The sequence below is a fragment of the Paenibacillus sp. J22FR5 genome, assembly GCF_059691975.1.
In genome coordinates this window covers 65,381-80,576 of record NZ_JCAUAN010000001.1, presented here as the reverse complement: position 1 = coordinate 80,576, position 15,196 = coordinate 65,381, and the positions used below count along the sequence as shown (strand labels likewise).

Genomic DNA, 15,196 nt, shown 5'->3' with positions numbered 1-15,196 from the left:
CTTTACCTCTCATTATTTTGTTCGTACACTTACTGTTAGTGCACTAACTAATTGGTTATGAAAACCTCTTACTCGAGGTTTCTCCTTAGTTTCTCTGCGATCTCGTAGAACGAAGCGATTTCCTCCTCGCTTAATCCCCGACACAGCTTTTTTTCGAAATCCACCATTTGTTGAACAGCACGTTCGTGAAATGCTAGCGCTTTAGGCGTCAAAGAAAGCATCTTCAGCCTAGCATCATACTCCACTGGTTTCCGAATAATTAGTCCGTTTCGTTCCATCAGCTGCAAGACGCCAGTGACTGTTGCGCGACGGATGTTAAAGTCCCTTTCGATGTCTCTTTGAAACACCGCCCGGTCCTCACTCGCCAAGATGTAGCTAATAACCCAGATTTGCATACTCGTCAATTTGTCTTCTCCATTTTCTAAAATGCCATCATCTAGACTCCTCTTGATTAAGTTCGACAGTATCTTAATCTCAAAGCCGATCGTCTTTGGCAGTCTCATCGTACCACCTCATCTTGTTAGGGTACTAACATTATCCGTTACATGAATTTCATTGTCAATCCCTAGAATAGAGGTTCAACCACTTTCAAGACAAAAAACCTCTTACGAGGCTTATAAGGTTTAACGATACTATGTTTTCGATTTTCGCTGCCACTCCATGAGCTTGAGCACTTCTGTCCCCGCCAGCATCATGATTCCAATACCGTGATTATCATTCACGACGGTTAACAAATCCTCTTTATAATATTCTGCGGTAAAAGAATACCGAGAGCCGCTGCATACGCCATGCACGTTACCGTGACGGTCAATCGCATGCTGCGTCAAGCCTTCCCAAGCGCGAATTGCGGCGCGAATGTAACGATCTGGTTCGTCCAGCCAGCCGAAGCGAACGCCTCTGGAGAAGGCAAAGGCAAACATCGCTGTGCAGGAGGCTTCCTGGTAAGCATCTGGATGAGTTAGCACCTGATGCCACAAGCCGTTCTCGCCCTGAAGTGCGGCATAACCCTCAGACAGCTGGTTGAAGAATGAAATTAGCTCCGGTCGTTCTGGATGCTCCAGCGGCAATACCTCCAGAAGCTCCGATAAGGAGAAGATGCTCCAGCCGTTTCCGCGCCCCCATGGAATCTGAGTCGCTTGACCGTATTTAAAATCAAATACATGCGACATGATTTTCTGTTCCGGCATGTACAAATATTTCTTGAACAAAAGGAACTGCTTAGCCGCTTCGTCCAAGTATTCGCCGTTTCCAGTGATCCTGGAATATCTTCGCAAGAAAGGCGTGCTCATGTAGAGGTCATCTGCCCACATGGTGTTCTCCGAATAATCTCCGAAGCATTCTCGGTAGAAAGCTCCATCTTCCTTGCGCTCTAGCCTGTTCATCATAAAATCGGCAATATGCTCTGCAATCGCGAGGAAGCTCATCTCCTCGCCTTCCATGTAAGCTTCAAGCATCGCTGAGCCGAAGGAACCGCAATTGTCAAGCATGCGCATCATTACCAACTGCTGATTGATGGCGGGAAAGCCGTATTCTTGTCGATCCCACAGTGAGTATTCGTACATATCGGTGCATGCCTTAATATGTGCAACGGCATAGTTGACCATATCCGGACGTTCTAATTGTCTGCCTGCTTGCAAGAGACCGTACATGGTTACACCAAGTGGATAATCCCATCGCCCAAAATTTGTTACTCCGCTTGTAGTCCATTTGTTGCTGAGCATGGCATTCTCGTAATAAGGACGCACCCACGCGTCTGGAGCATCCACTCGCCAATATCGTTTCTTCGGTCCATCTTCGAACAAACGGGACATCGACTTCACATCTGAAGGATTACTTACGGCCGCTGCATCCAGGGGTCCCAAATAAAGCCATGGCTCTAAGTAGCCATGCACGCTATAAGGCTGAAGGAATCGGCACAACGTTCCTTTAGCTCCAGTCAATTCTCCACCTCTACCTGCAAGTACACCTACATTTTCACCTAAATCTGGGACTGCGGTGGCTATCCTCAACTCAAAGCCCCAATTCTCGGCTCCACTCTCGCTCTTGACCAGCAAATCCTGCTCACCCGAAGGCAGGTCCAGCTTCGCTTGGAACTCCCCTGCTTGATCAACGGTAAGCACCTGCTGATCATTGATCCACACGGTTATTGGCCCTGCAGACGTGCCCTCCAAACGGCATAACTGCTCAGCCACTCCAGGAATAACAACCTTACACCAAGCGTAAGCCACTTTCCCTGGCTGAACGCCAAACAAGCGCTCACAAGCCAGCATACCTCGCTCCTCTTGGCTCCACTCTGTACGCGGTAACCACTTCACTCTGCACAGCGTTTCAGACTTATGCGGATCGGGGAACACCCCTCCCGCATACACATCCTCGTCTACAGCCTCGGAGAAGACCCAGCCCGCTTGCCCTTTTCTCTCTTGAAAAGGAGCAAGCACGTTCAAGATCCGAACCTTAGCTTCCTCGGCACCGATCAAACAGCCGAAACCAGCCGGAGTTTTCCTCATCTGGATGAAGAGCGTATTCCAGCCTTTGCGAAAATCCAAATTGAGCTTCACCTTTGAATCCGGCTTAATTTCATCAATCACATTAGAGCGGTACGTTTGCTCGCTGTTAAAATAAAAGCGCAACGGACCCAGACAGCTAATCCCTATCTCCAGATTTCTTTCGCTATCGCTCCATACTAAACCGTATGCATAGGCATATTGGCCGACCTCAGCATGGGGAAGCTTTTCATCCAAGTTGATCCTGTACATACCTTCAGAATTCTGAACAATTCCGGATTGATGGAAAGCCCTATAGGTAAAAGGAGCAGCAGGGTTGGCACCGATATATCGATCAGCAAGCAGGGTCAAAATCCCTCGATCATCACTCCCAAACCGGTACCGGGAGCTGTCCATTTCTTCCATATAACTAGTCAAACCCTCTCATCCTCCCTATTTCAAAATTACGGTTCAATCACTAAGTATGGGGAATTCCGCTGCCTGCGGCGTGAGTTCCGAGCATTCGTATCGTTAATGTCTTATTAAACGGTGTTAGTAAGTTTACATGCACATATTTACAGCCGCTCGGATGCTGGTCTTCCCTGACCATTGGAAGCCAGTGATCATAAGCGCCTCCATCGATTTCAATAGCATCATCACCAACTGTGTAGCGGAAAGCTCCATTTTTCAAGATATATTTATCTCCGCCTGCATCGTGCACATCATTTCCGCTGATCGAGCCCTCTTCCCCTAATATAAAAGTTAGCTGCGTGTACACATCTTCGCGATCATCCGAATTCAGTTGAATCGTCCAGGCGGCATCGCTTTGCTTAAGTTCCACTTCAAGCCTATGCTTCTGAAGATGCGTCATCGGGCGGTGTTGATGTGGCAGCAAGTACCAGGGACTAGCCCCAGCTCCCTTTGCCGAATCCGGTAACAGATGACTAGGAATCGGTCCGTTGTAGCCTTTCTCTAATGTAGTGGCAAGCTTGTAACCGCCATCAATGATTGAGAATTCATTGAAAGCGACAATGCCAGGTGAAAAAGAGGTAGACAGCTTAACCCCGAGCAAACGCACCTTACCATGCCGCATCGAGAAGAAAGACGGCGTTCTCGTCATTATGGTTACACTGTTTTCCCGATCACGAATTCGCACAATTCTCGTTCCAAATGCAAAGTGCATGTTGCTGTGCTGAATTCGCGAATGATGGCCGACCGATTCCACTTGCTTCAAATGCTCATGGATCGGATGATTCTTGTTGAGAATTTTGACATAGTTGTCAGGCAATGGCGCCCTTTCCAAATCGGTAATATGGATCTCAGGGAATAACAAATAACCCATCATGGCACTATTGCCTCTGCTATTCGCGGTGATAAAGCTTCCTGCATAGTCAGACATCGCAGCAAAATATGGATCGCCATCCAGCGCCGCCATTAAACGATACACCAAAAAATAACCCGACAGGTCAGCATTCTGACCGAAATCTTGACGACCCGAGTAATCGGTGACTACTTCTCCCGAAGGATGCACCAAGTACATCATCATGCGCAAATTGCGCCGTACATATTGAAGCAGCCCCGGACGATGAAGCAACATGGCCGCATGGTATAAAGCAATATCACTAACGCAATTATAAATGCCGTTGCTGCGCTCAGTCCATTCGCCATCCTCCGTGATGTCCATGCCTTCAGCCAGCCACGCATCTGCCCTCTCAACAAGCTCCTGCAGCCCAAAAATCTCATACAGAAACGCAAGCGCTGCGGTTATCACCCAACGATGATTAGGGGTATGGCAGCCCCCTGTGAGCATTGGTGGAAGGGTACGTTCTAGAAATAGCTTCAGCTTGGCAGCTACTGGCTTCGTTTCCTGCCAGTCATGGCGCTGCAGCAGCTTATACACCGGTGCAATGACGCCTACAACAAATGCCGTATCCGGGGGAGAATTGAAATTGGTCGAACCGAGTGATATGGTACCATCAGCATGCTGGCGATTGAGCATGAAATCGGAAGCACGATCTATGGCCGCAAGAAGCATCACATCGTGATAATACTCGGAATCCGGATTGATCAGCGCAGGGATCCAATACGTGAGCACAGCCGCAGAGCCGACATGGTTAGGTCTCGCTACACCGCTCATAGCATCAATGATCCCTCCTAGGAATCTGCTCTTGGGATCCGTTACTTGTCTCTCCAATGCAGATTTTGTCCATGTATCATTGCATTTCACTAAATGAGTATACATACGATTTACCTCTCGTTTCCTTGGAGTGCTGCTATCTTCTTCATGATTAAAGAGTGACTTTCATCTATTTCAGCAGACTGGCAAGCCGCTTTCAATTCGTAGACTTTGAGCGGAGCCTTATCGACGATTTCATTTCATCCATTCCCGGAATAACCCTACCCTTTGACAGATCCCAGCATAATGCCAGAAACGAAATATTTTTGCAGCCATGGATACACGATCAGAATCGGTACCGTAGCAAACATAATGCTCGCAGCTTTCAAGCTTTCCGGCAAAAATTGCGCAATTTGAGTTCCTTCCATTTGCATTTGATCGGTCATCATACTATTCACGATTAGCTGATACAACTTTAATTGCAGCGGATAGAGTTCCGGGTTCGTAATATAAAACAACGTATCCTGAAAACCATTCCAACGATTAACCGCATAAAATAAGCTTAAAGTAGCCAGAATAGGCGTCGATAAAGGCAGAACAATGCGAAACAACGTTCCAAAGAAGCTGCTTCCGTCAATTTCAGCGGATTCCTCTAAGCTCGGGGGAAGCGAATTGAAAAATGAAATCAAAATAATTAAATAAAACGGGTTAATCAGCCCCGGCAAAACCAAGGACCAAATGCTATTCAACAAATGTAATTGCTTGACCAGAATATATTCTGGAATGATGCCTCCGCTAAAGAACATCGTAAAAACAATCATATACATGATTATTTTTCTGCCTTTAAGTTTTGTCTTTGTTAAGGGAAAGGCTGCCATAACGGTCATCAGCATACAGAACGCCGTGAATAGCACCGTCAAACTAATTGTAAATCCAAGAGATTTAATCATGGCTGCATCTTTAAAAACTCTCAAATAGGCTTCATAGCTCACATTAATTGGGAAAATAGTGACAGCTCCAGTCAGAATCGGCGCATTAGAGCTTAATGAAATGGCGATAATATGAAAAAATGGAATTAAACTTAACCCGAGAAATAGGAGAAGAACTACAAGATTCGTGTAATCAAAAAATTGATATTTAGCTTTTGCGTTCACAAGATGGCTCCTTTCATGGAACATCGATTAGATAATACCTTGGTCCGTCGTTTTTTTGGAAATGTAGTTGGAAGTCAAGATGAAAACCAGGCCGACAACTGCTTGAAAGAAACCAACCGCAGTCGCAACAGAATAATCTCCGTTTTGCAATCCCATTCGATATACGAACGTACTTAATACATCTGCAAATTCACGTACCTGAATATTTCCAATAACGAAAGGACGATCAAACCCGATTGACACCATTTCGCCTAATTTAAGAACTAACAAAATAATAATGGTCGGTTTAATCCCCGGAAGCGTAATATGCCAGATTTTCTTGAATCGGTCCGCGCCGTCAACCTCTGCAGCTTCGTAAAGGTCTTTATTAATTCCTGTTAGCGCTGCGAGATAAATAATCGTTCCCCAGCCTGCGCTTTGCCATACCCCTGTGAATAAATAAGTGACCAGCCAATAGTATTTATTAGATAAAAAAGGAATTTCGTGTATGCCAAAATGGCCAAGAAACTCATTGGCTAGACCGGTTTTCGTTGCAAAAACTTGCGTAACAATCCCGCCAATAATAATCCAGGATATAAAATGCGGCAAATAGAGAATCGTTTGCGATAATTTCTTAAACCAAACGGTCTTCAGCTCATTCAGCATGACTGCCAAAAGAATAGGTGCCGGAAATGAAAAGATCAAATCCAGAAAGTTAAGCATAAATGTATTTCGAAGCGACGTATAAAAATCGTGCATTTTAAAAATCTCTTTAAAGGTTTGAAATCCAACCCAAGGACTGTGATTGATCCCTTTAAAGAAATTAAAATCTTTAAAAGCAATCGTTACGCCATACATCGGTCCATATTTAAAAATAATAAAGAATGATACAGGTAGTACCAGCATGATGTAGAGCTGCCAATATCTATTCAAATACCGCAAAGAACCTTTCAATGGTTTCACCTTCCTCGCATCCAATGTAAAAGTTTCATGCATGAAAGCCATGGCCTTCATGCATGAAATCTACCTATGCTCGATTATTTCTTCATTGCTTTAAAGGCAGCTGTTCTTTCTTTCAAGACTTCGTCTCCGCCGTTAGCCATGTAGTCTTTCACCATATCATCGTAAACCTTGCTGAAATCTGCAGGCTTAGCAAGGATGGATTTCACCAGAATTTCATCATATTTATCAGCTAACGCCTTCCCGTATTTCACTTCGGCTGCAATCGGATGATCGAAGCGAAGCGGCGGCAAGCCATCCTGTAAACCATACTTCCTGGATAGGGTTGCATCTGCTCTTAGCGCTTCTGGGACCCCTGTTGCCATCCCTTTCATGGTTTTGTCCGGGTCGCCAAGGTCAAAGCCATTCGAAATAATCATCATATCACCTGCGTTGTAAAAGCTCTTTTTCGTATCATCGTTAATTTCAACAAAAGGCACACCATCGATCATCTTATAGTTTTTGCCTTCAACGCCGTAAACCATTTGCATCATCGAATCTTTCTGAGCCATCCAATTCAAATACTGTACGGCTTCTGCAGCATGCTTGCTTGCTTTCGGAACCATAATATACATCCCTGACGGTATATAGGAAGGTTTCGCATGCTTGCCTTCTTCATTCGTATAAGGATCAACCGGTGTAATTTTGGCTGTAGGGATCGTTTGATGTAAAACACCAATCACATCTGGTGCCGTACCATAAGTTCTTGCAGCATCTTCACTGTACATGCCAACTTTACCTGTCATAATATCCTGCTGCATTTTCTTCCAATCCTTATCCAATGCGAAGTCAGGGCTCATCAAACCTTCATTATAAAGCTTATTCAAGAATTGAACGCCTTCTTTGTGCCCAGGCAGCAGAAGCATATTATCGCGTGCTAATGATTGAGCTAATGTATATCTTTGCTCATCCGTTGCTTTCTTCAAGAAGGAATAAAGGATCGGCTCGTAAGAAGCCGGTGTCAAGGAAAATCCGAGTGGAATCGTTTTTCCGCCAGTTGCACCCGGATCCTTTTCTTTAAACGCTTTCAACGCGTTGTAAACTTCATCCGTTGTTTTCGGCATTGGAAGACCTAATTTTTCTAACCAATCCTGGCGAATCATAGAGGAATATTTGCCTAAATAAACCCTTCTAGCTGGAATAGCATATTGCCCGTTATCAAATACACCAGCAGCCAGCGTATCCTTGCCCAAGAAGTTTTTGAGGTCAGTACCGTTTGCATCGATCACTTTAGCAAGATCCATTAATCCGCCTTGCTGCACATACTTATAGACGGTATTGACATCATAAGTAAAGACGATATCCGGAGAATCACCGCTCGCCATCAAAATATTTAACTTCTCTACCTCTTGCGAACGGGGTACTGGCACATACTCAACACTAATGTTTGTTTTTGTCGTAAAATTGTCCTTGACCAAATTGGTTAAGTAGTTATTTGTTACCGACGTGCCTGCAGGAGAATTGCCTCGATCAAATACCTCGACTTTAATAGTTACTGGATCTTTCGCTTTTGTCGCACTTGGCGCCGCTGTTGCTTTTGCTGTCTCTGTTGCTGTTGATTGCCCTGCTTTACTCGTACATCCGGCCAACACGCTGATTGCCATCGTTGTTGCCAAAACTGAAAATGCTGCTTTTTTAAGCGCTTTCTTTTTCAACAATACCAACTCCCTCTACTTGTAAGTTACTGTCCGCCAGCAGCATTTCATTATCACCGCCACCGGCTGTAACCTAGTTATACAGTGGCAGTGACTGTAGGAGCAATCTACAAAATTCAGCGGCTTATACAATACTCAGAAAAGCCAAAAATGGGGCAACCAACAATATTCAGATCATAAACATTTTATCTTTAACCACTTAAATTACACCGAAAAAGGCTTGATTTCAAAGGGATTTATCACTAAGTACTCATATATTTGCGAAAGTCACCGGGCGTAACTCCGACCACCTTCTTAAAGGTCCTGCCAAAGGAAATGGCATGAATATACCCTACGCTCATGGCAATATCATTGATCGATTCATCGGTTTGCAGCAGCAAGGCCTTGGCATGCTCCATACGCAAGTTCACCAAGAAATCCACAAACTTCATCCCGAATTCTTCCTTGAACAATTGGCTCGCATATTTACCGTTAACCGCAAACGTATCGCTAATGTGATTTAGTGACAAATCCGGATTAGCATAGTTATTCTCGATATATTTGCGAATCTTATTGACCAAGATATGATGGGTGCTGGATTCACGGGTCGCTAAATAATTTTGAAACGATTCCTTAAGCTCACGAATAAAGTTTGGTCTGATTTCCTCGATGGTTTCGGATAATTCCAACGTGCTCAGTAGAGCCGGATGCGCTTGTTCCGTCCATACATGGGCAGCCTCCATTGGCAGTTCCCCCATTTCTTTATTGAAGATCCGCAACATGTAAGTCAATACAAACTGGATATCAGCTTCTTTGAGCACTTCCTGCTCCAATTGATCGAATATTTGTTCTAGCACCGTTTCCCAAGATGGGTTTGTGATGCGGAAATCTTGAACCATCGCATTGATCATCTGCACATATTTAGAAGTATCGTTTGAAGTTCTCCCTAACACTTCCTCGTAGCTGATCACTTGATTGATCCCTAACGACATTTTATACTGCAATGCAGTGATAGCCGATTCAAATAGACTGGGAACCTTGCTTAATTGGTTAACAGAACCACCCAAACCGATTGTAAGGGAGTGCTTCAGATTCACCGCAATCCAAGTTCGGAATTTATCGAGGATGGTAACGGTCTTTTCATTGAATTTTTCGCTATCTTCATCGGAGATAAAAAGCACAGCCAGCCTCTGTCCAGAAATCCATTCCAACCAAAGGGGCTGTTCCGCATTGAAGCTAAACTCGTTCAAAACATTGGTCATGCCAAATTTCAGTAGGTTTTGGTCGGTTGAATTATAGGCCTGTTGGAAGAAAGCATATTGATCAATTTCTATAACGGCAAGCGACAGATGACTAAACTCTCTTTGAAGGTTGAACCGGCTCATATACTTCCGCCAATCCTCCACGGAAATTGCATGTCCCCCTTCAATAAGCTCCAGAAAGAACTGTTTTTTTCTAATCAAAAGATCTTCCTGGTATTGCTTCTCATACACTTGGGTTTGGTCAATTAAATTCCCTAGTACCTTCCCGATAAAGGAAAATTCATCATTCCCTTTGCCTTTGGCTTCGTTTCGATGCTGATATGACTTAATTTGTTCCATTAAGATTTCAATCGGCTTATAGTTTCTTCTCGTGATATAAACGATATAAGCAATACTAAATAGAATGGTCGCAATACCGATACCAAGCCATATACGTGATAAGAAAGAAACCCAACTGAAATATTTTCCTGCATTCAGGCCACTAATGAAATTCCAACCGATATAGGAGGAATAGAACTCCGTACCCACCTTGCCTTGCGAGGTCTTAGCTTGAGCGTTGCCTTCAGGTAAGCTTTGAGGTTTCGGATAAACCTGCTCTTCTTTGCCGCTCCATATCTGCATAAATGTAATGTCTTTGTTGATCATTTCATCGACGACGTTTAAGAGCGAGTCCACTTTGACATTCACAACGACTAAGCCTTGGTTACCGAACGGCAGTGGCGCTTTCTTGCTCATGGATATGACTTTATAGGTGGAATCCCACCTCGGGAATTGGGCATAGCTTCTTACTGGGGACCACTGAACGCTTGTAGGCTGTTGGTAGGCTTGGAGAATGAAATTCTTGTCTTCAAAATTATCGATTTTTTCAATTAGATTATTGGAGATCACCGTTTGATCAACATTTCTATACATATAAATGGAATCAATCATCAAATTATCGCCCATGATCTTACTGAGTTCCTGCGATACCTCATAATTGAAAATTCTTTGATCTTCATAATTAGCCGTCTTAAAGAAATCATTTATTTTGCTATTGTTGCCCATATTTTCTAACATCAATCGTTCTATGCCGCGCAATGACCTGTCCATCGAATCCGTTACATAATTGGTAAAAATGCGATTGGCTTTTTCCGTTTCTTTAATGGAAATTTCGCTGATGATCGAAACGGATATAAAGATGATCACCGTAATCGTAATGAAAAATATCGGAACATAGGAGATCAATAACCGATTAAACCACGTTTTTTTCAATGGAATCACTACCTTTTTGCGATTGGTATGTTATCTACTCTCATCAGAGCAAGCATCTTCTCTGGCTGAGAACTGTTATTTCGAGTTTATCATAGATCTTCAACAAAAATGAGCTCTATAAAACAGAATTTAAACTGCGCTTCGGCTAAGGTGACAAAAAAGGCGAACTCCCCCCATTCCTCTCAGGGGAGTTCGCCTTTGCCTCAAGCACGTAAACCTCAGACAAACTGCTTCAGTGACAGTAACTATTTGTCAATCAGTGGATCGCGATTTCGGTACGATCTTGTACCTGGATCCCACAAAAGTTGCGAACGTAATGCAACCTGAGCGTTCCGCTGAAGTAAATGTAACTTCGCGGCCGTCCTCATCTAACACATGCACCGGCATTTGAGAATAAACCGTACACAGTTCGCCGTTCAAAGAAACGATCCCCGCTTCGCTCAGACAGCCTCTGTCCCACTGCAGACTGACCGTGAACCCTCCGCGCGCCCGCAACCCGTTTACATTACCGGAAGTCCACGTTTCGGGAAGCGCTGGCAACAAGTGCAGAAACCCTTTATGCGACTGCAGCAGCAATTCCGAAATGCCGGCTGTAGCGGCAAAATTGCCGTCAATTTGGAAAGGCGGGTGCGCACCAAACAAATTGGCATAAACGCCGCCTTTCTGCGGTTTCCAGTCGTCTGACTTCACGAGTTGCAACATGTTGGAGATAAGCAGCAGCGCGCGATCGCCGTCTTGGAAACGGGCCCATAAGCCGATTTTCCAACCGAGACTCCAGCCTGTCCCCTCGTCCCCGCGCCGCTCTAAAGACGTTCGCGCCGCCGTGAACAAATCGGGCGTGACCTCCTCATTCATTTGGCTGCCCGGATACACCCCGAACAAATGAGAGACGTGACGGTGATTCAAGTCCTCTTCCTCGAAGTCCCGATACCATTCCTGAAGCTGGCCGTGCCGTCCAATTTTCAGCGGGAGCAGCCTACTTCTCGCCAACTTGAGCTCGGACCTGAAAGCCTCATCAACACTTAGAACTTCAGCCGCTTCGAGGCAATTCGTAAACAATTCCCAGATCAATGATAAGTCCATCGTCGATGCTGTGCTTACAGAAGCGTTCTTACCGTCGCTAGCGACAAATTTATGTTCCGGCGACGTGGATGGGGCTGTGACAAGATATCCATCCTGATCCAGAATCAGCCAATCCAAACAAAACAGAGCGGCCTCCTTCATAATCGGATACGCCTTCTCGCTTAGATACGCCTTATCTCTGCCAAACGCGTAATGCTCCCACAGATGCTGGCAAAGCCAGACGCCGCCCATTGGCCAGTACGCCCAAACCGGGTCGCCGTGTCCATAATCGCCTACGGGTGCGCTCTGAGCCCAAATGTCCGAGTTGTGATGCGCCGTCCATCCGCGAGCGCCGTAATTGATCTCCGCGGTAGTCTTTCCGTTAACCGACAAATTTCCGATAAATTCGAGCAGTGGCTGATGGCATTCAGGTAGATTGCAGGTTTCTGCAGGCCAATAGTTCATCTCGGTATTGATGTTCAATGTATAATTGCTGCTCCACGGTGGCCGTGTCTCTTTATTCCAAATACCCTGCAGGTTAGTTGGCTGCGTGCCCACGCGCGAGCTGGCGATCATCAAATAGCGACCATACTGAAATAATAGCTCTACTAAGCCCGGATCCTGAGCCCCAAACTCTGAAATCCGTTTGTCTGTCGGCTGGTCTGCAGGGCTGATCGTCTGCCCCAGATGAATGCTGACTCGATCGAACAAGCTGCGATAGTCGTTGACATGACTGTCGCGAAGCTCACGATAAGAATGTTGCATTGCCTCTGACAGATATGCTTCCGTGATCATTCCCGGATTCTTGCCCTCTTTGCCAGGCGAACGATTAAAGCCGTTAAAGCTCGTGGCCGCACTGAAGTAAAGCGTCACACTTGTGGCTCCGCGAACATGCAAACCGGCTTGGTCTGCATGCACGTATCCGTCGTCCGTAACAACCGCGAGCCGACCTTCGAAAGACATCGCCTCTCCATCCTCTTGATCTTCGTATACGATCGGTTGGTCAACACGATAATAGCTTGGGGCCACCTGCAACGGTGCCTTGCCACGCATGATCCAATGACCGTTCTCTTGAAGCATACTAACACGCAGCAGGCTATCCAGACGCGCGGTAAAATTTAGCGATCCGACTTGGCTGGACTGCAGACGCACAGCAATAACCTGACTGGGATAGGAAGCGAACATCTCTCGCGTATACAGAACGTTACCAACCTTGTACTCGACGCGGGATACGCCTTCCTGCAAATCCAGCTCTCGGTGATAGGAATGCGCGATGTCCCCATGCTCAAATACAATGGAGATATCGCCTAACGGCAAATATGATTGCGTGTACGGCCCCAACATCTCCTTACACAATTGGTCGGCCTCCAAATACTTGCCTTCTGCCAAGAGACGACGCACCTCCGGCAGCACTTCTTTGGCACGAGGGTTATTCCAATTCTTCGGTCCCCCCGACCAGAGCGTATCTTCGTTTAATTGAATTTTTTCAACTTCGATTCCGCCGAAAATCATGGCGCCCATTCGACCGTTGCCAATTGGCAGCGCGTCAGTCCATTCCTTTGCCGGACTTTGATAAAACAATCTCATTTCGCCTCATCCCTTCGATTACTTTTTATGAGAATTCATTGTAAACTTACTAAGCAGGCAGCTATCCAATAATTAAAATTTTACCAAGGTTTTCTCTGACACATGATCAACAATAATAAGCTGCAAAACTACGTATCAAAGCTTTCTCTATGCTAGCCTCCACGCGAAGCCGCAGTTGCTTGGTGCGGATGGTTTCGAATCGGTCAATCTTTTTGTGGCCTATAGCGCTTCCTTTAACCAGTTCTATCCATTGCCCTTGCTGCTCTGCCTCGAGCACGTAAGCGCGAACGCGTTCGCCGTCGGCATTTGCTTCCATTAAAATCACATGATTGACATCGGTTTCTGCTTCAAACGAAAGGTATATTGTATCTCCCTCTCCATCCGTTCTAGCAATCGGGTTCGAGAATCTTCTCTTGATTTCGTCAGTGAATTCAATCAAACGGTTAACGTCCACCTCAGGCAAGAGGCCCCTGTTATCGGGAGCCAGATTTAGCAAAAGTGTGCAGCCATGTCCAACAGAACGATAATAAATATCGAGTAAGTTGTCCAGCGACCGAAGTGTGTGTTCGTCATTCGGATGCCAGAACCAGCGATCTTTTCGGATAGGCACATCGCACTCGGCAGGCACCCATGCCGGAGTCTCCGGCAACCATGTCGCCATATCGTTCGTGTACATGCTAAGCTTGGCCGATTCAGCCGTGTTCCAACACGGATACGGCGCGACGCCATCCTCATTGCCTACCCACCGAATCGTTGGCGCTCCCATATTGAAAATCATGGCATCCGGCTGATATTGATTTACGAGTCCGATGATGCGTCTCCAATCGTATTCCCTGCCATGCGAACCGGCTCCATCGAACCAAACTTCCATAAGCGGGCCGTACTGCGTAAGCAGTTCAGTAAGCTGTGCGGCGTAAAAATCGTCATAAGCCTCCTTGTCTTGGTAACAAGGCTCATGTCGGTCCCACGGCGATACATATAATCCGAAACGGATGCCCTCCTGTTCGCACGCATCAACAACCTCACGAACCACATCGCCTTCTCCATTTCTCCAAGGGCTCGATTTTACGGAATAGTCGGTCGTTTTCGTCGGCCATAAGCAGAAGCCATCATGGTGCTTGGCGGTTAAAATGAAATAAGCAAACCCTGCTTGTTTTGCGGCGCGGACCCACTGCAGAGCATCAAACTGAGTTGGGTTGAACAACTCCGGCGAATCGGTTCCTTCCCCCCACTCCTGATCACAAAATGTATTGATGCCAAAATGACAAAACATCCCTAATTCCATATCTTGCCATTTATGCTGTTGCCCTGTCGGTTTGGCTAGTACAGTGTGATTCATCGTTATAATCCCCTCTCAAAATATGTGATTTACCTTCATTGTAAGATGTGGAAACCGGAATATGAATGTATAATAATATGAAGTATTTGCACAAAAGTAAGCTATTTTCATGAGAGAGGTAAGTGGCAGGATGAATTTGGCTCGTACATACTTGTCGAACAATGTCATTTTAGCGCAACCGTGGGGGAAATTAATTTATTTGATTTACTGATCACGCCGCATTGCATCGCTCTGAGAAATGACGAAACTATAAAACACCACGAATAATTAAACAATTAAGGACTCGAAGGTCAAAGTGAAATAGGATAATTGTTCGAGTTTTGTTTCAAC

General features: G+C 45.5%; 9 protein-coding genes. All 9 read right to left on the bottom strand.

Annotated elements, in window-relative coordinates; all coding sequences use genetic code 11:
* Positions 1–68: 68 nt before the first annotated feature.
* The 9 genes from AC58P7_RS00340 to AC58P7_RS00300 all read right to left on the bottom strand — a co-directional run bounded on the left by AC58P7_RS00340 (position 69) and on the right by AC58P7_RS00300 (position 14,866).
* Positions 69–503, bottom strand: coding sequence for a MarR family winged helix-turn-helix transcriptional regulator (locus tag AC58P7_RS00340; RefSeq protein WP_497339386.1), 435 nt, complete (start codon positions 501–503; stop codon positions 69–71).
* A 129-nt stretch (positions 504–632) separates the two neighbouring features.
* Positions 633–2,921, bottom strand: a complete 2,289-nt coding sequence (locus AC58P7_RS00335) for a glycoside hydrolase family 88/105 protein (RefSeq protein ID WP_497339385.1) — start codon at positions 2,919–2,921, stop codon at positions 633–635.
* A 40-nt stretch (positions 2,922–2,961) separates the two neighbouring features.
* Positions 2,962–4,620 carry a hypothetical protein gene (locus tag AC58P7_RS00330; RefSeq protein WP_497339384.1) on the bottom strand — a complete coding sequence of 553 codons (1,659 nt, stop codon included), beginning with the start codon at positions 4,618–4,620 and terminating at the stop codon, positions 2,962–2,964.
* A gap of 260 nt (positions 4,621–4,880) precedes the next feature.
* Positions 4,881–5,753: a carbohydrate ABC transporter permease gene (locus tag AC58P7_RS00325; RefSeq protein WP_497339383.1), complete on the bottom strand. Its 873-nt coding sequence runs from the start codon at positions 5,751–5,753 to the stop codon at positions 4,881–4,883.
* A 27-nt stretch (positions 5,754–5,780) separates the two neighbouring features.
* Positions 5,781–6,728 carry an ABC transporter permease gene (locus AC58P7_RS00320; RefSeq protein WP_497339934.1) on the bottom strand — a complete coding sequence of 316 codons (948 nt, stop codon included), beginning with the start codon at positions 6,726–6,728 and terminating at the stop codon, positions 5,781–5,783.
* Positions 6,729–6,769: 41 nt separating this feature from the next.
* Positions 6,770–8,386, bottom strand: a complete 1,617-nt coding sequence (locus tag AC58P7_RS00315) for an extracellular solute-binding protein (protein ID WP_497339382.1) — start codon at positions 8,384–8,386, stop codon at positions 6,770–6,772.
* Positions 8,387–8,628: 242 nt separating this feature from the next.
* Complete coding sequence (locus AC58P7_RS00310) at positions 8,629–10,878, bottom strand: helix-turn-helix domain-containing protein (protein WP_497339381.1); 2,250 nt, start codon at positions 10,876–10,878, stop codon at positions 8,629–8,631.
* Between the two features lie 252 nt (positions 10,879–11,130).
* Complete coding sequence (locus AC58P7_RS00305) at positions 11,131–13,527, bottom strand: glycoside hydrolase family 95 protein (protein ID WP_497339380.1); 2,397 nt, start codon at positions 13,525–13,527, stop codon at positions 11,131–11,133.
* 106 nt (positions 13,528–13,633) lie between these two features.
* Positions 13,634–14,866, bottom strand: a complete 1,233-nt coding sequence (locus AC58P7_RS00300) for an alpha-L-fucosidase (RefSeq protein ID WP_497339379.1) — start codon at positions 14,864–14,866, stop codon at positions 13,634–13,636.
* Positions 14,867–15,196: the final 330 nt, after the last annotated feature.

Bases quoted from the DNA above. Each gene is read 5' to 3' on its own strand.
- AC58P7_RS00330 (WP_497339384.1), bottom strand. From the start codon at position 4,620: ATGAGCGGTGTAGCGAGACCTAACCATGTCGGCTCTGCGGCTGTGCTC.
- AC58P7_RS00300 (WP_497339379.1), bottom strand. From the start codon at position 14,866: ATGAATCACACTGTACTAGCCAAACCGACAGGGCAACAGCATAAATGG.
- AC58P7_RS00305 (WP_497339380.1), bottom strand. From the start codon at position 13,527: ATGAGATTGTTTTATCAAAGTCCGGCAAAGGAATGGACTGACGCGCTG.
- AC58P7_RS00340 (WP_497339386.1), bottom strand. From the start codon at position 503: ATGAGACTGCCAAAGACGATCGGCTTTGAGATTAAGATACTGTCGAAC.
- AC58P7_RS00320 (WP_497339934.1), bottom strand. From the start codon at position 6,728: ATGCATGAAACTTTTACATTGGATGCGAGGAAGGTGAAACCATTGAAA.